The following is a 20,470-nucleotide window of genomic DNA, read 5'->3' as shown; positions in this document are numbered from 1 at the left end:
CCGGGCTCGTTCATGCCGGCGCCCGCATACGTGCTTGGGTCAGTGGAGCGTCTGCTCCGTCCAGATGGTCTTGCCTCTCTCAGTGCGTCGGGTGCCCCAGTCCTGGGTGAACTGGGCGACCAGGTACAAGCCACGGCCGCCTTCGTCGTCGTCCTCGGCGTGTCGCAGATGTGGAGAGGCGTTGCTCGAGTCCGTGACCTCACAGGTCAAAACCGCGTCGCGGATCAGGCGGAGCTCAATCGGCCCTTCGGAGTAGCGGAGGGCATTGGTCACCAGTTCGCTGGCGATGAGCCCGGTGGTGAAGTCCAGGTCTGAGAGGTCCCATTCCGCGAGCCGTCCGCTGACCAGACGGCGGGCCTGGGCGGCGCTCTCGGGGGCGTTGGCCAGCGTCCAGGAGGCCAGTTCGTCCGGGCCGAGTGCGCGGGTACGTGCGAGTAGCAGCAGGGCGTCGTCGTCGGGGGGCTCGGGGAGCAGTGCGGCAGCCAGAGCGTCGCAGGTGTCCTGCAGGGTCCCCGTGGGTCTGCCCAGGGCTTCCCGGTAGAGGGGGAGTCGGCTTTCCGTGGTGCCCTGGAGGAGCCCGGTGTTGTGGAGGGCGAGGATGCTGCCCTCGGGCACGTCCACGCGCGTGGTCGTGTACGAAGAGGCTCCTCGTCCCAGGACTGGGCCGGTCGGGCTTTCAATGATCCGCACCGTGCCGTCGGGTACTCCCAGCACGGGCGGAGGGTGGCCGGCGCGCGAGAGGACACAGCTGCCGTCGGAGGGGTCGTAGACGGTGTAGAGGCAGGTCGCCGTCAGCGCCGGCCTGTGCTCGTCCTGTGCAGGCAAGGAGTCGCGTGCGAGTTCCCCGGTCAGGCTGTGGAGGCGTTCGAGAAGCTCGTCGGGCGGCAGGTCCATGGCGGCGAAGGCCGTGACTGCCGTACGCAATCGTCCCATCGTGGTCACGGTCCCCATGCCCCGCCCGGACACATCGCCGGCCACGAGCGCGACCCGCGCGCCGGACAGCGGGATGACGTCGTACCACGCGCCGCTGGAGGCCACCGGCAGATAGGTGTACGCGGTCTCCACGGCCGTGTGCGTGGGCAGCCGGGTGGGCACCAATGATCGTTGAGTGAGTCGGGCGAGGGTGTGCTCGCGCGTATAGCGGCGGGCGTTGTCGATGCACACCGCGGCACGGGCCACCAGGTCGGCGGCGACGCTCAGGTCGGCATCCTCGAAGGGCGGTGAACCCTCCGTGCGGAAGAAGGCCGCAATCCCGAGGACCACTCCGCGTGCCGCCAGCGGCACGGCCATGAGCGAGTGCGCACCCGCGTCCCGCAGTATCTGGGCGGCAACCGGATCCCTGGTCGGCCACCTTTCGTCCGTTCCGAGTCTGCGAATGAGACGTGGCCGCAGGTCGGTCAGGGACTGGGCATAAGGGCTGCCGTACCGCATCACCCTGACACCACCGACCTCGTACGAGGTCCGGACCGCCTCCGGGGCGGCCGCCCGGAAGCCCGCCCGTCGCAGGGTGACCGGGTTGAGCAAGGGCCCCGGAGCGGGGGCTTCGCCGTGCAGCACGGTATCGAGAACGTCGACCGCCACCGCGTCGGCCAGGCCCGGCGCGGCGATATCAGCGAGCTCCTGCGCCGTACGGAACACATCCAGAGTGGTCCCGATCTGTTCACCGGCGCGGTACAGCAGTTCCAGCCGTCGCTGGGCGCGGTGCTGCTCGGTGATGTCGACCACCGTGGCGGCGACCCCCAGGATGCGGCCGTCGGCGCTCTGCAGGCGGAATGCCGAGATGGCCAGCGCCCGCACCCCATCGGGACCGCGGGGCAGACGGCCTTCGTACTGGAAGTTGCTGACCGGTTCCCCAGTGGCCAGCACGCCGCGGAGCATGCGGTCGACGTCGTCCGCGACGAACCCGAGATCCGCCAGGGTCCGGCCCACGGCCTCACTCTCACTGAAGCCCTGCGCGCCCGGCGCCGCGGTGTTGAACCGCACGATCCGTAGATCGGGGTCCAGTACGTGCAGGCCGATCGGGGGCTGGGTGAACAGCGCGTGGATCAGTGCCGCGGCGTAGTCGGGGTGCATGCCGTGCGGGCCTCCTTCACCACCGATCGTCGCTCATCCACCGCATGAGCGGCGCGGTCTCCCGCTCCCATTAGGTGAGCCGTCGGCGCTTCGCACCTCCCCTGAGTGCCGTTTGAGTGAGAGACGAAGAGGTCCCTCGGTACGGCCTCCGGCGCGAGGATCTGTGGCTGTCCCGGACACGGGACCTGGTCGACACCCCGCGCGGCAGGCAGCGCGATCAGCATCTGGAAGCCTTCGCACCGGCGGCCGGGCTGCGGGGACCGCACAGCCTCCACAACTCAACGGCTGGCCGAGCAGGCGAGCTGTGACACCAGGCTCCGTTAATCACGATCACAGCGCAAGGCCCCGGACCACGCCTGGCACCAGGTCCCGCTGCTGGTCGATGTCCTTCTCGATCGGCTTGTACGCACCCGGAATCTCATCCACGACGCCGGAGTCCGCACCGCACTCCACACCCCGCGTCTGCTCCTCCGGATCCTTCGTCGGGAACCGCCGCTTCGCAGCGCTCCGGCGCATCTTCCGACCCGCCCCGCAGACGCCGGGTTGAACGACTTCGGGTTACCCAGGGCGCGGACGATGCACGAGCCGGTGACCATCGATCCCGGGATGATGCCGAACCGCCCGCTGCCCGCCCGGATCGCGCCCTTACGGGTCACCAGCAGGTCCATGCCCTCGTACCGCTCGTCCGCCACATAGTTGTGGTGACCGTGATACGTGCCCCAAGGGGCCGGCACCATCCCGCCCCGGCCGGAACCGCTCCACCCAGGCGAGCGGCAGTGGTTCGCAGTCCGCAAGAGGCGATGAATCCCATCCCATCAGCCAGCTGGCCGTGGCCTCGGTTGAACAGCGGCGAACGCGGCTGAATGAGACGGAAATTGAGACGGTCCGCGACTGGCCGCTGGCTGCCTTGGCCTCCGGAACACGGGGTGATGGGGCGGCCGCCTGGAGACGGCTGGGTCAGGGGGCGGCGAGGCAGATGGCGGTGTAGTGCGCCGCGAAGGCGGTCACGGTGAACGCGTGGAAGACCTCGTGGTACCCGAACCAGCGGGGTGAGGGGTCTGGGCGCTGCAGGGCGTACACGACTGCGCCGGCGCTGTAGAGGAGGCCACCGGCCACGATCAGTGTCAGTACGGCTGCCCCGCCGGTGTGCAGGAAGTCGGGCAGGTAGCGCACCGGTGCCCAGCCCAGGGCGAGGTAGCAGGGCGTGTACAGCCAGCGGGGAGCCCCGACCCACAGCACGCGGAAGGCGACGCCGGCCAGCGCGCCCGTCCACACGATCCACAGCAGGACCGTCCGCTGACCCGGGGGGAGCAGGAGTACGGCCAGGGGAGTGCAGGTGCCGGCGATGATCAGGAAGATGTTGGCGTGGTCGAGGCGCCGCAGGACGGCCTCGCCGAGCGGCCCCCAGGTGCCGCGGTGGTACACCGCGCTCGTTCCGAACAGCAGCCAGGCGGTGACGGCGTAGACGGTGCAGGCAAGGACCGCCTGCGGCGTGCGGGCCAGAAGGATGAGGAAGACGCCTGCGATCAGCGAGGCGGGAACCATCCCCGCGTGGAGCCAGCCGCGCAACTTCGGTTTGAGCGGCTGCACGATGTCGGCTGCCCGCTCCACGAGAGCACCGACAGGACCGGATTCTTCTCTCCCTTGGCCACCGGTCGACCCGGCTGGGCTGGAACCGAGGACCTGGTAGCCACGTTCGAAGCGACGGAGCAGCCCGCGCTCGAGCGGGACAACTGGCTGCGGGCGGGATGGCTCATGCGACGGGACGGCAGTTGCGGCTCCGGGGCCATCGGAGCACGGTCAGTTGGCGGAGCTCCGGAAGGAGCGCAGGAAGACGCCCAGCGCGCGCCGGTTAGCGGCGTCGTTCCAGTTGTCGGCCGGGGTCGTCCAGCGCAAGGAGAAGCCACGGCCGGAGCCGATGAGGAAACCGCGGCCGAGCGTGCGCTCGCGGACACCGGTGTCCTCGGAGAACCACTCCATGTCCGCCGCGTCGAGGCCACGGTAGTCGGCGGCGCGGATGTCGCCCAGCCGCTCGTAGTCGACGGACACCCGCTTCAGGGACGGCTCCAGTGCCCGCCAGACTGCGACGGGGTCCGGCCCGAGCTGCTCGCTGTAGGTGATCGCCAGCGTGCGAGGGTCGCCCGGCGCGCCGAACGTGACGCGGTAGGACGCATCGGCTGAACCGCTGCGGTCGAGCGGCTTCCACCCGGTGGGCAGGTCGATGGAGAACCCCTCCGGAGCCTCGTAGCCGTAGAAAGAGTTAGGGTCGGCGGTTCCGCTGGGGGCCGGGCGGGACGGCGTGGGGCCCGACGCGGAGGGGCTGTCGTCCGATCCTCCGGTCAGGGCGAGGGCGGTGAGCGAGGCCCCGACCACGGCCAGCGCCAGGACCTCGAGGAGCGCGGGCCGACCGACGGTTCGCCTGCTCCACACCCGCCCGGTCCGCCGGACGGCAGCGTACGCGTCGCGCAGGCAGGGGAGCGGCGCCGCCTGCTTTGGTTCCTCGGGATCCTCGCGCAGGATGCGGGTGAACGCCGCGCGGACCACCGGCGCGGGCAGGCGCTCCTGCGGGTCCCTGCGGAGCAGCCCCTGGATGGCAGGGCCGAGCAACCCCGCGCTCCGCGGGGACCGGATGGGCCGCAGGTCAACCGCTCGCAGCGTCGCCTCGACCGGTCCACGGTCCCGGACAGGCGGACACCCCTCTACCATCATGTACAAGATTGCCCCAAGTGCCCACAGATCTGACGCGGGTTCCGTGCCCTCGCCGCGGGCTTGCTCGGGAGAGGCGTACGACGGCGCGGTAACGCGTGGGGCCGACGCGTTCCCCAGCAACCCGAAGCCGGCGACCAGCGTTCCGCCGTCCTTGCGCACAAATACTTGCCCGGGGCTGAGATCGCCGTGCGTGATGCCTTCACGATGGGCCGCCGCGAGAACGTCGAGGATCTCCAGGCCTATGCGGGCAGCGCGGACGTAGTTGACCGGGCCTCGCCACAGAAGGTCGCTGAGGGGAGCGCCCTCAATCCGATCCATGACCGTCCATACGGCGCCGTTCTCCTCCAGGACGTCGAAGACAGTGGCCGCCCGGCCGGGGCAGGTCAGCTCCATGGCTTCGGACTCTCGCAGAATCCGAGCGGCGGTGCGGCGTGCACCGGTGGCCTGACCTGGCCGCGCCTCCATCAAGGAAACCGGCCGTCCGAACCGGACGTCCTGACCGTGCCAGCCGGTGCGGCCTTCTTCACGGTGTACGACCTCCTGCGGCCAGTAGCGTCCGGCGATCAACTCCTGCGTGGTGGCTTGCCCTTCGGTCACGGTCATCCCTTGCTGCGCGCCGGTCTCTCGCCTTTCTCAGTTGTACGGCGGGACTGACCGCGGGTGTTCAACGCGTACGCGATTTGGGCGGCCGGATCTTCGTCCGCCCCAGCCCAAAGGCGAAGCTGTTGTGCCGGCACAGCCTGCCGGAGAAGTTCGACCTCGGGCACACCGAGGCGACCACCGCGGGTTCACCTGGCAGGACTACCGAGACCTTCTCGTGCGGGCCCACCTCCAGCTCGGCGGGCCCATCCTGGTGATCTGGGACAATCTGAATGTCCATCGCAGCAGCGGGCTACGCCAATACGCCGCCGAGCACGACTGGCTCACCATCGACTACCCACCTACGCCCCAGACCTCAATCCGTCGAAGGCATCTGGCGTTACTCCAGCGTGCCGCTACCGCCAACGTGGTCTTCGCCGATCGCGACCACCTCGTCCGGGCCCTCCACCAGATCCTTCTGCCGATCAGTCGTCGAACCAGACGACCAGTCGCACATGGTCGTCGCCATGCTCCGTCGCGAGGGTTTCCATCGCCGACCAGACCGGCTGCCACTCGCCGTCCTCGCGGACCGCGTCCCGCCGACGGAGCGTCTCGGACCTGTACAGCGTGTCGCCGATCTGCCATTCCGTGCCGTCGGGCCAGGTCGGCCGCGGGCAGGACAGCTGCTTTCGCAGACCGACAGCCCGCGCGAACTCCGGGGACCAGCCCGACTTGCCGACAAGTCTGAGCCCGTCGGGGGTCTGACGGTACTGGTGGATGCGGCTGTCCGGCCGTTCGGCCGGCTCGTCCCAGTCGACCGTCTTCAGCTCGGCCCAGGTGATCCAGGTGGTGCCGTACGCCTGGTCCGGCCAGGGGGCGAGTCGGTCCAGTTCGGCCCGGACCTCCTCCGACGCGTCGACAGGCCTGCCACGCTCGGCGGCCAGCGGCCTGAAGTTGGCGAAGTTGCGTACCCCGAAGAGACAGCCGAACGCGTCGTAGTTCCGGGTGTCGTTGAGGAAGGACAGGTCGACGGCGGCCCGCCAGACGACGTCTCGCTCCCCCTCATCGGCAGGCCACACCCTGTGCTCAACGAACCCGCTGATGTCAGTACCCATCCGATGACCCCCTGTCGGTGAACCGCTCCACAAGAGAGAAGCCGCGGACGACGCACGCTGTGCGCGGTCCACGGCCCCTCGATGGCGTGCGGATTCAGCCCTTGACGCAGATAACCTGCTTGATCTTCGCGACGACCTGCACCAGGTCCTTCTGCTGATCAATGACCTGACTGATCGGCTTGTAAGCGGCCGGGATCTCGTCCACGACACCGGAGTCCTTGCGGCACTCCACACCCCGCGTCTGGTCCTCCAGGTCCTTCGCCGTGAACTTCCGCTTCGCAGCATTCCGGCTCATCCTCCGGCCGGCCCCGTGCGAGGCAGAGTTGAACGACTTCGGGTTGCCCAGGCCGCGGACGATGTACGACTCCGTACCCATGGAACCAGGGATGATCCCCCACTCCCCCGAGCCCGCGCTGATGGCTCCCTTGCGGGTGACCAGCAGATCCATCCCCTCGTACCGCTCTTCGCTGACATAGTTGTGGTGGCAGCTGATCACGCCAGGGCGGTACTCGACGGTCCTCATCTGACCTTCGGCATCTTCCTGCTGGCAGGAGATGACCTGCTCGAAGGTCACCTTCGCCTTCTTGAACTCCTTGCGGACCACGTCCTGGAAGAGCCCCATCATGATCGCGCGGTTGTACTTCGCGTACTCCTGCGCCCAGAAAAGGTCGTTACGGTACGCCGCCATCTGAGGCGTGTCCGCGATGAAGACCGCCAGGTCACGGTCGATCAGACCCTGGTTGTGCGGCAGCTTCTGGGCCTCGCCGATGTGGTACTCGGCGAGTTCCTTGCCGATGTTCCGGGATCCGGAGTGCAGCATCAGCCAGACCGATCCCGACTCGTCCAGACAGAATTCAATGAAGTGATTTCCACTGCCGAGTGAACCCATCTGCTTTGTCGCGCGCTCCTGACGGAATTTGACCGCATCGGCCACCCCGTCGAACCGGTCCCAGAAGTCACCCCATCCCGCCGTCGGAAAACCGTGCAGCCGACCCGGGTCCACCGGATCGTCGTGCATCCCCCGGCCGACCGGAATCGCCTGCTCGATCTTCGACCGCAGCCGGGAAAGGTCACCCGGCAGGTCGTTCGCGGTCAGCGATGTCTTCACCGCGGACATGCCGCAGCCGATGTCGACGCCGACCGCCGCCGGGCAGACCGCCCCGTGCATCGCGATGACCGAGCCCACCGTCGCGCCCTTGCCGTAGTGGACGTCCGGCATCACGGCGAGGCCCTTGATCCACGGCAGTGTGGCGACGTTCTGCAGCTGGTGCATGGCGCCGCCCTCGACCGTCGAGGGGTCGGCCCACATCCGGATCGGCACCTTGGCACCCGGTACCTCTACGTACGACATACTTCCTCAATTCCCCCGAAAGCCCATAAAAGTCTCAAAGCGCAAAACCGGCCCGAAGGCCCGCAAAGGACTCAACGGACCGGCATCTACGGCTGCGCGTGCGATAGACATTGTGTCCATCGGCCGCTATCGGGCGGCAACCGTTTTTCTCTCGAAGGGAGCCTGGGACCGTGCAACGAAAGGCGTACGCACCCGGCCTCGCGGCGCTCCTCGCGGCGCTCGTCGCCGGCTGCACCGCCGGCACCAGCACCGAAGGCTCCGCCATGGACTCCAAGGCCGGCGGTCCCAAGTCCTCCGTCGCTCCCCCCGGGAAGTACCGCACGCTCCTCGAGCCGTGCGGCTCCGTCGAGCCCTCCGCTCTCAAGAACCTGCTGCCCGGAGCCGCCGAGCTGCCCGAGGAACAGCAGCAGAGGATCTTCCGTGGCACGGCCGTCGTCACCTACGACACCGACCGCCGCGTCGGCTGCGGCTGGAAGGCCGACTCCCCGGACGCCTCGCACGCCCTGAGCGTCGACTTCGAGCGGGTCGTCTCGTACGACGCGGCCGTGAGCGACGACGACCGGGCGCAGGAGGTCTTCGCCAAGAAGCAGGCCGCGGCCTCGCTGCCGGTCCCCGTCGACCCCCGCGACGAGAAGGACCAGAAGCCCACGCCCGGCGGCTCCCTCCAGCTCCAGTCCCCGTCGAAGTCCACAGTGCCGACACCGACGGGGGCACCGACGCCGACAGGGAGCGGAACGTCAGCGGGCACTCCCTCCGGCAGCCCCTCCGGCACTCCCGAGGGGCTCGAACCCCGCGTCCTCGACGGCCTCGGCGACGCCGCCTTCATCGACGACGTCCTCACCGGAGCGGGTGCCGGATCCACCGCACACCGCCGCACCGTGAGCGTGGTCTTCCGCACATCGAACGTGATCGTGACCATCGTCTACGGCGCGCAGCCGGCCCGTACGACAGAGGTCCCGGACAGCAAGGAACTGCAGGACAAGGCACAGAGTCTGGCCGAAAAGCTCGCGGAGGAGTTCAGCAACTGACCGGTCCGTCGGACCGGCCGGTCAGTGGCGTACGTATCCACAGACACACCCGCGGACGCACCATGTCCGCGTACCGTGGCCTCGCCGACCGTACGGACACCACCACCGATCGACTGAAGGAACCATGCAGCGTTCAACCCCGCGACTCACCCGCATACTCGCCTGCGCAGCCGTCCCGGTGATGCTCGTCCTCGCCGGCTGCTCCTCGGACTCCGGCTCCGACGCCGGCAAGGGCTCGGGCTCCTCGTCCTCCGCCTCCCAGGACCAGCAGGGCGGGCAGAAGCCCGCGACTGTCGCGCCCGCCAAGTACACAAAGCTGCCCAACCCCTGCAAGTCGGTCTCCACGAAGACGATCGAGAAGCTGGTCCCGGCGACGAAGTCCAAGGCGGGCACATCGGGCAAGTCCAGCGATATCACCAGCCGCGGCAGTTGCTCCTGGAACGGTCTGGACGACAACGGCGTCAAGGGTTCGCAGTACCGCTGGTTCGACGTCTCCTTCCTCCGGTACGACTCCGAGACCTCCCTGGGCGTCAGCGGCCAGAAGCGCGCGGAGAACAACTACGCCAAGGAGATCTCCAAGGCGCAGGCCACCGAGGGCGCGAAGAACGTCAAGACCTCGCCAGCGAAGGGCGTCGGCGAGGCGGGCACCGCCATCCGTTATGAGCTGAAGAAGACCGGCGAGGATTTCTCCTACGCCACGATCGTGACACGTACGGACAACGTCGTGATCACGCTCACCTACAACGGAACCGGCTACGCGGGCGCGAAGTCCCCGGACTCCGCCGACCTGATGGAAAGCGCTGTGGCGGCCGCCAAGGAGGCCGTGGCCTCGGTCGGCGTCGCCAACAGTTAAGTTCCGGCCACCGCCTCAAGTAAGTCCCGGCCACCGCCTGTTGACGGAGCCCGTAACCCGTTGGAAGCACGCCCGGAAGCACGGGCTCCGCAAGCGTGTGCCAGGCTGTGCCCGCTGGATTCGAAAACGGGAGGGGATCGCGGGTGGCAGCGATGCAGCTGACACGCACGCACCGAATACTTATCGGCGTCGTCGTTCTGGGCGCGGTGATCATCGCCGCGATCGGCTTCGCCGGGTCGTACGCCGCCGTACGCGAGCTCGCCGTGCAGAAGGGCTTCGGCGACTTCTCCCTCGTCTTCCCCATCGGCATCGACGCGGGCATCTGCGTCCTGCTCGCGCTGGATCTGCTGCTGACGTGGATGCGCATCCCGTTCCCGCTGCTGCGCCAGACGGCCTGGCTGCTGACGGTCGCCACGATCGCCTTCAACGGCGCCGCGTCCTGGCCCGACCCCCTCGGCGTCGGCATGCACGCGGTCATCCCGGTGCTGTTCGTCGTCTCGGTCGAGGCCGCGCGGCACGCGGTGGGCCGGATCGCGGACATCACCGCGGACAAGCACATGGAGGGCGTACGCCTCACCCGCTGGCTGCTGTCCCCCATCCCCACGTTCAGGCTGTGGCGCCGGATGAAGCTGTGGGAACTGCGCAGTTACGAGCAGGTCATCAGGCTGGAGCAGGACCGGCTGATCTATCAGGCACGCCTCCAGGCCCGGTTCGGGCGGGGCTGGAGACGCAAGGCCCCGATCGAGTCGCTGATGCCGCTGCGGCTGGCGAAGTACGGCGTACCCCTCTCGGAGACGGCCCCCGCGGGGCTGGCCGCGGCGGGCGTCGAGCCTGCGCTGATACCCCCGGCTCCCCAGCCCCAGCCCCAGGTCGAGTCGCAACCTCGCGTCCAGGGCCAGGTCCAGGGCCAGCCGCAGGTCCAGCCTGAGCTGCCGCGCGGGCAGGAGCGGCCGCAGGAGCACGACGAGTACCGGGAGCAGTTCGAGCAGCAGTACGAGCAGCAATTCGTCCCGCAGCAGGAGCAGTACGCGGCGCAGCAGCCGCAGTCCCAACCGCAGCAACCGCAGCAACCCGGTCAGGACGGCTCGGACGCCCACCCGAACCCCTGGTTCGCCGCGCCGCAGGTGCCGCAGGAGGCATACGAGAACGGCTTCAATCCGACGTACGTCGAGGGCCTGGAGCCCACCGCGGTACGCGTCCCCTCGGGCCCGGGCCGCACCCGCCCTCTCGGCGGCATGGTCCCCGGCCGGCGTACGGAGGCCCAGCAGCCGGAGCACCAGGCCTTCCCCGAGCGGGTTGACGAGACGCTGGAGGGGCCTGCCGTCCCCGGTCCGGCGGAGGACGAGGAGTTCGCCGAACTCGCGTACCCGGTCTTCCGGACGTACGTGCAGCAGCACGGAGACTTCCCCAGCGCCGAGCAACTCGACATACACCTCAACGACGGCCACGGCGTCCAGCACCCCCGCGGCTCCGCGCTGCTGCGCCGGCTGATCCCGGCGTTCAGGAACCGTTACCAGGCGGACCTGGAAGCCGAGCACATCGCCTAGCGGACGGCCCGCGGACAGCTCGCTGACAAACCTACCGAAACAGCCCGAACACCCTGAACACCCCGAAATCCCCGAATGCCCCGGTCAACGAGCGGAGGGCCCCCGCCCGGCCCGAACCGGACAGCGGCCCTCCACAACTCCGTACCTACGCGCCGAGCAGCTTCCGCACCCGGTCCGCGCCCACCGCCAGCAGCAGCGTCGGCAGCCGCGGCCCCGTGTCCTTGCCCACCAGCAGGTGGTACAGCACCGCGAAGAACGACCGCTGCGCGCCCTTCAGCTCCGGCGTCGGCTTGGCGTCCGGCTCCAGGCCCGCCAGCACCTTCGGCACTCCGTAGACCAGCGTCGTCAGACCGTTCAGCGACCAGTGCGTGTCCAGCCCCTCGAGCAGCAGCCGCAGCGACTCGCGCCCCTCCTCGTCCAGCGAGCCGAGCAGCTCCGTGTCCGGCTCCTCGCGCACCAGGGTGCGCTGGTCGGCCGGCACCTGGGTGGTGATCCAGTTCTCGGCGCGGTCCAGCCGGGGCCGGACCTCATCCAGCGAGGACAGCGGGTTCTCCGGATCCAGGTCGCTCAGGATGCGGATCGTCTGCTCGTCGTGGCCTGCCGTGATGTCGACGACCGAGGCGAGCGTGCGGTACGGCAGCGGGCGCGGCGTACGCGGCAGTTCACCCGCGGCGGTACGCGCCGCCCGCGAGTGCGAGGCCGCGTCCGCGGGCAGCGCCGTCCTGTCCGCGACCTTGGCGTCCAGCTTGTCCCACTCGTCGTAGAGCCGCTGGATCTCCTGGTCGAAGGCGATCTTGAAGGACTGGTTCGGCCGCCGCCGCGCGTACAGCCAGCGCAGCAGCTGCGGCTCCATGATCTTCAGCGCGTCGGCCGGCGTGGGAACGCCACCGCGCGAGGACGACATCTTCGCCATGCCGCTGATCCCCACGAACGCGTACATCGGGCCGATCGGCTGCACACCGTCGAAGATCTCCCGCACGATCTGCCCGCCGACGACGAACGACGACCCGGGCGACGAGTGGTCGACGCCGCTCGGCTCGAAGATCACGCCCTCGTACGCCCAGCGCATCGGCCAGTCGACCTTCCAGACCAGCTTGCCGCGGTTGAACTCGCTCAGCCGTACCGTCTCCCCGAAGCCGCACGCCGAGCAGGTGTACGTCAGCTCGGTCGTCTCGTCGTCGTACGACGTGACGGTCGTCAGGTCCGTCTCGCACTGCCCGCAGTAGGGCTTGTACGGGTAGTAGCCCCCGGCGCCCCCGCTGCCGTCGTCGTCGGCGGCCGCGCCGGAACCCTCCGCCGCCTCCAGCTCCGCCTCGTCCAACGGCTTCTGCGACTTCTTCGCCGGAGCCTTCTTGGTGCGGTACTGCTCGAGGATCGCGTCGATCTTCGAGCGGTTCCTCATCGCGTGCAGGATCTGCTCGCGGTACGCACCCGCCGTGTACTGCTCGGTCTGGCTGATGCCGTCGTACTCCACGCCCAGCTCTGCCAGGGACTCGATCATCGAGGCCTTGAAGTGCTCGGCCCAGTTCGGGTAGGCCGAACCCTTCGGTGCGGGCACCGAGGTCAGCGGCTTGCCGATGTGCTCGGCCCAGGAGTCGTCCACACCGGGCACCCCGGCCGGCACCTTGCGGTACCGGTCGTAGTCGTCCCAGGAGATCAGATGCCGGACCTCGTGACCACGCCGCCGGACCTCGTCGGCGACCAGGTGCGGGGTCATCACCTCACGCAGATTGCCCAGGTGGATCGGGCCGGAGGGCGACAGGCCGGACGCGACGACCACCGGTTTGCCAGGCGCACGTCGCTCCGACTCGGCGATGACCTCGTCCGCGAAACGGGAGACCCAGTCGGTCTCGGTGCTGCTCTGAGCCACGATCGGCACGTCCTCGTCCTTGATGCTCGGGTTACTCGGGTCGGTTCGGTTGCTTGGGATGTAAACCATTCTCCCAGACGGGAGGCACCCCTCCGGGGTTGCCCGCTCCCCCGCCATTCTCGCGGGAAATGGCTTGTGTCTCCATGGGATACTTGACAACCGTCCAGACACCCCCCGACACCTCGACAGGAACGGAAGCTCATGGCCTCGGTCCCTTCCCTCGCTTCGACCGTGCAGCAGCGCCTCGCGGACGCCCTCTCGGCAGCTCTGCGAGAGACCGGGCCCGCCGACCCTTCCCCTCGCCCTGCGGGCTGGGGAGACCCCATGCTGCGCCGAAGCGACCGGGCCGACTTCCAGGCCAACGGCATCCTGGCCCTCGCCAAGAAGCTGAAGGTCAATCCGCGCGAGCTGGCGGCCAAGGTCGTCGAGGGAATCGGCCTCAATGACGAGCTCAAGGAGATCGAGGTCTCGGGCCCCGGCTTCCTCAACATCACGCTCACCGACGAGGCGATCGTGAAGACCCTCGCCGCGCGCGCCGCCGACGACCGGCTCGGTGTTCCGTACGCCGAGAACGCGGGCACGACGGTCGTCGACTACGCCCAGCCGAACGTGGCCAAGGAGATGCACGTCGGCCACCTCCGCTCCGCTGTGATCGGCGACGCGATGGTGCAGATCCTGGAGTTCACGGGCGAGAAGGTGATCCGGCGCCACCACATCGGCGACTGGGGCACCCAGTACGGCATGCTCATCCAGTATCTGATCGAGCACCCGCACGAGCTGGACCACGAGGGCGTCGCGGAGGTCTCCGGCGAGGAGGCCATGTCCTCCCTGAACCGCATCTACAAGGCTTCGCGCGCGCTCTTCGACTCCGACGAGGCGTTCAAGGACCGCGCCCGTAACCGGGTTGTGGACCTGCAGGCCGGGGACCCCGAGACGCGTGCCCACTGGCAGCGGTTCGTCGACGAGTCGAAGATCTACTTCTACTCGGTCTTCGACAAGCTCGACATGGAGATCCACGACGCCGACATCGTCGGCGAGTCCGGCTACAACGACATGCTCGACGAGACCTGCCGCCTCCTGGAGGAGTCGGGCGTGGCGGTCCGCTCGGAGGGTGCGCTGTGCGTCTTCTTCGACGACGTGAAGGGACCGGACGGCAACCCGACCCCGCTCATCGTCAAGAAGAGCAACGGCGGCTACGGCTATGCGGCCACCGACCTCTCCGCCATCCGCGACCGGGTGCAGAACCTCAAGGCGAACACGCTCATCTACGTCGTGGACGCCCGGCAGTCCCTGCACTTCAAGATGGTCTTCGAGACCGCCCGCCGGGCCGGCTGGCTGAACGACGACGTCAAGGCCGTCCAGCTGGCGTTCGGCACGGTGCTCGGCAAGGACGGTAAGCCGTTCAAGACCCGTGAGGGCGCGACGGTGCGGCTGGTGGACCTGCTGGACGAGGCGGTGGAGCGGGCGACGGCGGTCGTGCGCGAGAAGGCCGAGAAGGTCGGCCTCACCGAGGAGGAGATCGTCGAGAACGGCCGGTACGTCGGCATCGGCGCGGTGAAGTACGCGGACCTGTCCACCTCCGCGGCCCGGGACTACAAGTTCGACCTGGACCAGATGGTGTCGCTCAACGGCGACACGTCCGTGTATCTCCAGTACGCCTACGCCCGTATCCAGTCGATCCTCCGCAAGGCGGGCGACGTCAAGCCGGCCGCCCACCCGGAGCTCGAACTGGCACCGGCGGAGCGGGCGTTGGGCCTGCATCTGGACCAGTTCGGCGAGGTGCTGTCCGAGGTTGCGTCCTCGCACGAGCCGCACAAGCTGGCCGCGTACCTCTACCAACTCGCCTCGCACCTCACGACGTTCTACGACCAGTGCCAGGTGCTCAGCGCCGACAACCCGCCGGAGCTCGTCGAGAACCGTCTGTTCCTGTGCGACCTGACCGGCCGAACGCTCCACCAGGGCATGGCGCTCCTCGGCATCCGCACCCCCGAGCGTCTCTGACCCCAGGGGCCCCTGGCACGCCCAGGGGCCCTCAGGAGCCCTCAGGAGCCGGACTGCTCGACCCACGCGCTCTTGTCCGGCCAGTACCCGTACTCGGTCCGCCCTTCGATCGCGCTCGTACGGAACGGTTTCCCGCCGTCGTCGACACGCACCGTGCCCCGCCGGTCCCCGCTGCTCCAGTCGAGCTCCAGGTACCAGCTGACGTCGTGTCCCTCGGTGTGGAGGTCGAGGTTGAGCACCTGCGGATCGTTGGACGCGACCTTGTACGGGAAGTCCTTGGCGGGCACGACGGTGTCGCCGTCCTGTCCCGCCACGGGCTTCACCAGTGGGTGCGCCGCGTCCAGGTCGATGTCGAAGGTCTGCGGAGTGATGCCGCCACCGCAGCCGTACGACATCGAGTACGCCTTCCAGTCGAGGGGTGCGCTGCGCGCAACGACCCGTACGTGCACGGCATTCAGCACCACCGAGTCCGCTGTCTTGCCCGTCGCGGTCAGCTGAAGAAATATGTGGCCGCCGTCCACCCCGCCCAGCGCGCGGGCCCAGCCCCGGTTGTCCTGCGGCGCGGGCGGCGGCGGGACGGCCTCCGGAGCCTGGTCCAGCAAGTAGTACTGCCCGCAGGGCTCTTCCCAGTTGTACGAGCTGACGCCCACGCGCAGCGGTACGCCGACCGTCGCCGGGGGCGCGGGCGCTCGGCTCCGTGACGGTGAGGCCGACGGACTCCCGCTCGGCGATGTGCTCGCGGAAGGGGTCCCGCCGACCGAGGCGCTCGGGTGCATGGAACGGGGCGCGGCGGTGACTGGCGGGGCGCTTGTACCCGAGACCGCGCCGGTCCTCTTCCCGTCCGCGTCCCCTGTGACCGCGTGGCCGGCGACGAACGCGGCGGGCACGGCGAAGGCGACAACGGCCCCCGCGGCAAAGCCGATCCGCAACCGCCTGGGGTCACGGGCGCGCGGCGCGGCGTCGGCCTCGGGAGCGGGCTCAGGCTCGGCCTCGGGAGCGGGCTCAGGCTCGGGGGCGGCCTCGGACGCGGGCTCGCGAGCGATCTCAGGGACGACCTCGGAGGCCGCCTCCGCCACCCCCTCCGGAGCCGCGCCCTCCAACCGCGCCCGCTTCCGCGCCCCGTCCGCCAGAATCCAGCGCCGGTGCAGCGCCACCAGCTCGTCCGGCGTCGCCGCGCAGAGCCGCGCGAGCCGCTCCACCGGGGCGTACTCGGTCGGAACGGCGTCGCCGTTGCAGTACCGGTGGAGCGTGGACGTACTGACGTGGAGCTTGCCCGCGAGCACGCCATAGCTGCGTCCGGAGCGGTCCTTGAGTTCTCTGAGCAGATCCGCGAACTCCTCGGCCTCTGGCGTCGCCACTGCCGTATTCCCCCTTGTGAACCCCGCCGACTGTCCCGGAACGCCGTTCCAGGGACGTGAAATCCGCCCAGGTCACAGTACGCGCAAGCGTTCCAGCATCCCCAATGGTTCAGGGCCTGTTGCGGCCGGAATCCGCCGCGGCCCAACCTGTGATCGATGCGAAGCCGTATCTGCGACAGCCTCATTGACGCCGTGGCGGTACTCGTACTGATCGCGGCGACCGCGATCGTCACGACCCTCATCCGCCACTACTGACCCACTACTTGACCCACTGGTGACCCAACTACTCACCAGAGACCGTCCACACGGGGAGAACCGAACACCATGCGCAACGCCGCCGTAGCCGCCACCGCTCTGCTGGCCGCCCTGTCACTGACCGCGTGCCAGAGCGCCGACGACAACGCCGACGACCGAAAGAAGCCCAGCGCGTCGGCCCCGTCCACCAGCGCCCCGGCGGCCGGCAGTACCGAGCCCGCGCCCGACGCCAAGTCCCCGGCAGCGGACAGGACCAAGCAGCCCACGGCGGACGCCAAGCCCACCCCCAAGGGCGACGGAAAGGCCGGCGGCGGCTCCGGCCCCGTCACCACCGCCTGCACCGACGCGAACACCAAGGTCACCGTCACCAAGGTGAGCCGCCCCATCAACCATCTGCTGCTCACCGTCACCAACACCGGCTCCAAGGCGTGCAACGCCTACCACGCCCCGCTCCTCCGCTTCGACGACGGCCAGGCCGCCACCCCGATCATGGACGAGAGCAAGCCGCAGGCGGTCGTCACGCTCGCCCCCAGGCAGTCCGGGTACGCGTCGATCCTCCTGGCCTCCGCGGACGGCAGCGGTCAGAACGGGGGTACGGCAAAGACCCTCGCCGTCATCTTCGCCCCGCGCGACGGCTCAGGCTCCATCGGCGACCCCCACGTGCTCACCCTCCCCGCGGACACGTACACCGACGACACCGCGGCGGTCAGCTACTGGCAGAGCGACATGTCCGACGCGCTCACGTACTGACGCACGCCACGCGACAGCCCCACCGGTTCCCCGGTGGGGCTGTCACCGCATTCCTGTCACATCAGCGGGCGCGATGTTCTGCCCGACGCTTCGTCGATCTCCGTGTGGGCCTTCTGCAGCAGTTGCGAGGCGATGTCCATGAGCGCCCGTGCGCCCGCGATCTCCTCGCCCACCCGCAGCTGCTCGGGGTCGGAATGGTGACGCTGAGCATTGCCGTGGCCGCGCATTTCCGTGCCGTCGCCGAGCCTCACCATGGCGGCCGCCCTCGTCCGGTCGCCTTCTTCCTGGAACTCCATCTCGATGTGCCATCCGACGAGTGTCTGCATGGCGGATCACCTCCAGCGGTACTTCTTCCAGAGTGCGCCGCCCGGCCGGAGATCACCACAGCACTTACCCGATCCGTTACTTACCGGATGGTGGGTATCCGACTTATTAGTCGGTACTTGTTCCCTTTTTACCGCCCGGCAAGGATCGGAAGTCATCCCGCATCTCGCATTCCCTTTCCGGAGGAGTTCCGCAATGCCCGCGAACAAGCCCCCCGTCTCCGTACTCGGCCTCGGAATGATGGGCTCCGCCCTCGCCGCCGCCTTCCTGAAAGCCAGGCACCCCGTCACCGTCTGGAACAGATCGGCCGCCAAGACCGGCCCGCTGGTCGCCCAGGGCGCGCTGCCGGCCGAGACCGCCGCCGAGGCGGTGACCGAGAGCCCGCTCGTCGTCCTGTGCCTGCTGACCAACGACAACGTCGAAAAGCTGTTCGCCACCCTCCCCGACGCCGTCGCCGGCAAGACCCTGGTCAACCTCACCAACGGCACCCCCGCCCAGGCCCGCGACCTGGCCGCCTGGGCCGCCAAGCACGGCGCCCGCTACATCGACGGCGGCATCATGGCCGTACCGCAGATGATCGCGGGCCCGCACGCGTACGTCCTCTACAGCGGTGACGAGCAGGCCTACGAGACCCACCGCCCCACCCTCGCCGCCCTCGGCGGCACCAAGTGGACCGGCACCGACCCGGGCCTCGCGGCCCTGCACGACCTGGCACTGCTGACCGGCATGTACGGCATGGTCCTCGGCGTCATGCAGGCCTTCGCCCTCGTACGTACGGAGAACATCCCGGCCACCGAATTCTCCGAACTCCTGATCCCCTGGATCAGCGCGATGCTCGGGGGCGCGCCCGAGTGGGCCGAGGCCATCGATTCGGGCGGGCACCTCACGGACGTGTCCAGCATCGCGGTCAACCACGCGGCGTTCCCCAATTTCCTTGCCGCCTTCCGCGACCAGGGCGTCAGAACTGATCTGTTCGAGCCGTTCCAGGCGATCCTGGACCGCGCGATGGCAGAGGGTTACGAGGCCGACGGCCTGTCCCGTATCGCCGACCTGCTCAAGGTCCGGGGCTGACAGCGAACTCGCACCACACGATCTTGCCCGGATCGCGCTCCCCGACCCCCCACTTGTCGGCGAGCGCGGCCACGAGCAACAACCCCCGCCCCGACTCCCCGTCCGGCTCCCGCACCCCGGGCTGCCCGTCGCCACTGTCGTGCACTTCGATACGGAGCAGCCCGTCCCCTGCCCCGCCGTACAGCCACAGCTTCAGCCGGTAGCCGCGCCCCGGTGGCACACCGTGCACAAGGGCGTTGGTGGCCAGCTCGCTCACGCAGAGCAGTACGTCGTCGATACGGGCCCCGAGGCCCCAGTCGGTCACTGCGGTCCGTGCGAACCTCCTGGCAGCGGGCACGGATCGCAGTTCACGGCGGTAGAACTGCTCGCGCAGACAGCGTTGTTGAATGACGTCATCCATGAGACGAGCGTCACTCCCCGTGACTACGGTGGTGCAGTACGCGAGCCCGTACAAGAAATCCGTACGGGCCCGCAGTGCGTGACGCACGGATACGGGTGGGGAGTTGGACGGGCATGCACCCCAGAAAGCGGCAGCGGAAGAACGCGTCGGCGATGAAGCTCGTGGGCGCGCTGGTGGGCCAGTTCCGGGAGACCGCCGGGCTTACGCAGCGCGAACTGGCCGACCGCGTCTGCGTGCACGAGGAGACGATCGCGTCTGTGGAGCAGGGCCGCCGCCCGCTGAAGCCGGATCTGGCGAGAGTGCTGGACCGGGTCCTGGAGACGAAGAAGGCGCTGCAGACGGCGGTGGACAACATGCCGGAGATCGACCTGATCCCGGCGTGGGCGGAGCAGTACATGGATATCGAGCGCGACGCCATCGCGATGTCCTTCTTCGCGAACCAGGTACTGCCGGGCCTGCTCCAGACGGAGAGTTACGCCGGAGCCGTCTTCCGCAACCGAGTCCCCACCTTCAGTGAGGAGGAAATCAACGCCCTCGTGGCCGCCCGATTGGAACGCCAGGAGATTCTGCACCGCAAGGTCCCCCCGACGGCCAGCTTCATCCTCTCGGAGGCGATCCTCCTGGCCCGCCTGGGCGGTGACAGGGTGTATCGGGAAACCCTCCGGCACCTCCGCGCCTGCGCCGACCTTCCTGGCTTCACCTTCCAGGTCATGCCACTCAACCGGCAGACCCACGCAGCGCTTGACGGTCCTTTCATCCTGCTCGAAACCCCTGACCATCAGCATCTCGCGTACACCGAAACGCAACGCGGCAGTCAGCTCATCTCGGACCCGGACGAGGTCAGCATCCTCGCGCAGAAATATGCGATGCTGCGGACGCAGGCCCTCAACCCTGAGGAAACGAAGGGCCTGCTGGACCGGCTGCTAGGAGAGCAATGAGCACCGCACTTGAGTGGTTCAAGTCCAGCTACAGCGGCAGCGAAGGCGGCGAGTGCTTGGAAGTCGCTTACGCCTGGCGCAAGTCCACGTACAGCAGCGAGCAGGGCGGCGCCTGCGTCGAGGTAGCCACCCACCCCGTCGCCGTCCACGTCCGGGACTCCAAGAATCCCGACGGCCCCATGCTCACCCTCACCCCCGCCACCTGGGCCGCGTTCACCGCCACCCTGCTCTGAGCCAATTGTCAGTGG

18 protein-coding genes and 1 pseudogene are annotated in these 20,470 nt (G+C 68.8%); 8 read left to right on the top strand and 11 right to left on the bottom strand.

Features of this window, described 5'->3' with window-relative positions; genetic code table 11:
* Positions 1–39: 39 nt before the first annotated feature.
* The 7 genes and pseudogenes from J7E87_RS25845 to J7E87_RS25815 all read right to left on the bottom strand — a co-directional run bounded on the left by J7E87_RS25845 (position 40) and on the right by J7E87_RS25815 (position 7,827).
* A complete protein-coding gene (locus tag J7E87_RS25845) occupies positions 40–2,073 on the bottom strand; it encodes a SpoIIE family protein phosphatase (RefSeq protein WP_215096936.1) in 2,034 nt (677 codons plus the stop codon).
* 330 nt (positions 2,074–2,403) lie between these two features.
* Positions 2,404–2,777: pseudogene (locus J7E87_RS25840) on the bottom strand (RtcB family protein); the annotation flags it as partial.
* A gap of 253 nt (positions 2,778–3,030) precedes the next feature.
* Positions 3,031–3,684: a hemolysin III family protein gene (locus J7E87_RS25835; RefSeq protein ID WP_215096935.1), complete on the bottom strand. Its 654-nt coding sequence runs from the start codon at positions 3,682–3,684 to the stop codon at positions 3,031–3,033.
* Positions 3,685–3,873: 189 nt separating this feature from the next.
* Entirely contained in the window at positions 3,874–5,385 is a 1,512-nt protein-coding gene (locus tag J7E87_RS25830; protein WP_215096934.1) for a serine/threonine-protein kinase, read from the bottom strand.
* A 61-nt stretch (positions 5,386–5,446) separates the two neighbouring features.
* Positions 5,447–5,662 carry a hypothetical protein gene (locus tag J7E87_RS25825; protein ID WP_215096933.1) on the bottom strand — a complete coding sequence of 72 codons (216 nt, stop codon included), beginning with the start codon at positions 5,660–5,662 and terminating at the stop codon, positions 5,447–5,449.
* A gap of 184 nt (positions 5,663–5,846) precedes the next feature.
* Positions 5,847–6,476, bottom strand: a complete 630-nt coding sequence (locus J7E87_RS25820; RefSeq protein ID WP_215096932.1) for a hypothetical protein — start codon at positions 6,474–6,476, stop codon at positions 5,847–5,849.
* Between the two features lie 94 nt (positions 6,477–6,570).
* The gene (locus J7E87_RS25815; RefSeq protein ID WP_215096931.1) at positions 6,571–7,827 is read right to left on the bottom strand and encodes an RtcB family protein; all 1,257 of its coding nucleotides are present in this window, start codon (positions 7,825–7,827) and stop codon (positions 6,571–6,573) included.
* A gap of 170 nt (positions 7,828–7,997) precedes the next feature.
* On the opposite strand from J7E87_RS25815, the gene J7E87_RS25810 reads away from it, so the two are divergent.
* The 3 genes from J7E87_RS25810 to J7E87_RS25800 all read left to right on the top strand — a co-directional run bounded on the left by J7E87_RS25810 (position 7,998) and on the right by J7E87_RS25800 (position 11,255).
* The gene (locus J7E87_RS25810; RefSeq protein WP_215096930.1) at positions 7,998–8,855 is read left to right on the top strand and encodes a DUF3558 domain-containing protein; all 858 of its coding nucleotides are present in this window, start codon (positions 7,998–8,000) and stop codon (positions 8,853–8,855) included.
* Positions 8,856–8,979: 124 nt separating this feature from the next.
* A complete protein-coding gene (locus J7E87_RS25805; RefSeq protein WP_215096929.1) occupies positions 8,980–9,708 on the top strand; it encodes a DUF3558 domain-containing protein in 729 nt (242 codons plus the stop codon).
* A gap of 152 nt (positions 9,709–9,860) precedes the next feature.
* Positions 9,861–11,255 (top strand): DUF2637 domain-containing protein, encoded by a 1,395-nt coding sequence (locus tag J7E87_RS25800; protein WP_251018009.1) that lies wholly within the window; start codon positions 9,861–9,863, stop codon positions 11,253–11,255.
* Positions 11,256–11,400: 145 nt separating this feature from the next.
* Here the strand turns inward: J7E87_RS25800 and lysS are convergent, their stop codons facing one another.
* A complete protein-coding gene (gene lysS, locus J7E87_RS25795) occupies positions 11,401–13,134 on the bottom strand; it encodes a lysine--tRNA ligase (protein WP_215096927.1) in 1,734 nt (577 codons plus the stop codon).
* Between the two features lie 192 nt (positions 13,135–13,326).
* On the opposite strand from lysS, the gene argS reads away from it, so the two are divergent.
* Positions 13,327–15,126 (top strand): arginine--tRNA ligase, encoded by a 1,800-nt coding sequence (gene argS, locus J7E87_RS25790; RefSeq protein ID WP_215096926.1) that lies wholly within the window; start codon positions 13,327–13,329, stop codon positions 15,124–15,126.
* A 41-nt stretch (positions 15,127–15,167) separates the two neighbouring features.
* On the opposite strand, the gene J7E87_RS25785 is transcribed toward argS, so the two are convergent.
* The gene (locus tag J7E87_RS25785; protein WP_215096925.1) at positions 15,168–16,484 is read right to left on the bottom strand and encodes a helix-turn-helix transcriptional regulator; all 1,317 of its coding nucleotides are present in this window, start codon (positions 16,482–16,484) and stop codon (positions 15,168–15,170) included.
* A gap of 324 nt (positions 16,485–16,808) precedes the next feature.
* Between J7E87_RS25785 and J7E87_RS25780 the strand changes: the two genes are divergently transcribed.
* Complete coding sequence (locus J7E87_RS25780) at positions 16,809–17,489, top strand: DUF4232 domain-containing protein (protein ID WP_215096924.1); 681 nt, start codon at positions 16,809–16,811, stop codon at positions 17,487–17,489.
* 56 nt (positions 17,490–17,545) lie between these two features.
* Here the strand turns inward: J7E87_RS25780 and J7E87_RS25775 are convergent, their stop codons facing one another.
* Positions 17,546–17,815: a DUF1876 domain-containing protein gene (locus J7E87_RS25775; protein ID WP_215096923.1), complete on the bottom strand. Its 270-nt coding sequence runs from the start codon at positions 17,813–17,815 to the stop codon at positions 17,546–17,548.
* Between the two features lie 193 nt (positions 17,816–18,008).
* Between J7E87_RS25775 and J7E87_RS25770 the strand changes: the two genes are divergently transcribed.
* A complete protein-coding gene (locus J7E87_RS25770) occupies positions 18,009–18,884 on the top strand; it encodes an NAD(P)-dependent oxidoreductase (RefSeq protein ID WP_215096922.1) in 876 nt (291 codons plus the stop codon).
* Here the strand turns inward: J7E87_RS25770 and J7E87_RS25765 are convergent.
* The gene (locus J7E87_RS25765) at positions 18,868–19,284 is read right to left on the bottom strand and encodes an ATP-binding protein (RefSeq protein WP_215096921.1); all 417 of its coding nucleotides are present in this window, start codon (positions 19,282–19,284) and stop codon (positions 18,868–18,870) included. The two genes, J7E87_RS25770 and J7E87_RS25765, sit on opposite strands and share 17 nt — an antisense overlap.
* 113 nt (positions 19,285–19,397) lie before the next feature.
* Between J7E87_RS25765 and J7E87_RS25760 the strand changes: the two genes are divergently transcribed.
* Positions 19,398–20,222 carry a helix-turn-helix transcriptional regulator gene (locus tag J7E87_RS25760; RefSeq protein WP_215096920.1) on the top strand — a complete coding sequence of 275 codons (825 nt, stop codon included), beginning with the start codon at positions 19,398–19,400 and terminating at the stop codon, positions 20,220–20,222.
* Positions 20,219–20,455, top strand: a complete 237-nt coding sequence (locus J7E87_RS25755; RefSeq protein WP_215096919.1) for a DUF397 domain-containing protein — start codon at positions 20,219–20,221, stop codon at positions 20,453–20,455. The genes J7E87_RS25760 and J7E87_RS25755 overlap by 4 nt, the downstream gene beginning before the upstream one ends.
* Positions 20,456–20,470 lie beyond the last annotated feature (15 nt).

Origin of the sequence: Streptomyces sp. ISL-1 (assembly GCF_018614585.1) — a bacterium.
GTDB classification, from domain to species: domain Bacteria; phylum Actinomycetota; class Actinomycetes; order Streptomycetales; family Streptomycetaceae; genus Streptomyces; species Streptomyces maoxianensis.
The sequence above is the reverse complement of the archived record's forward strand: the minus strand, read 5'-3'. Positions and strand labels throughout refer to the sequence as shown.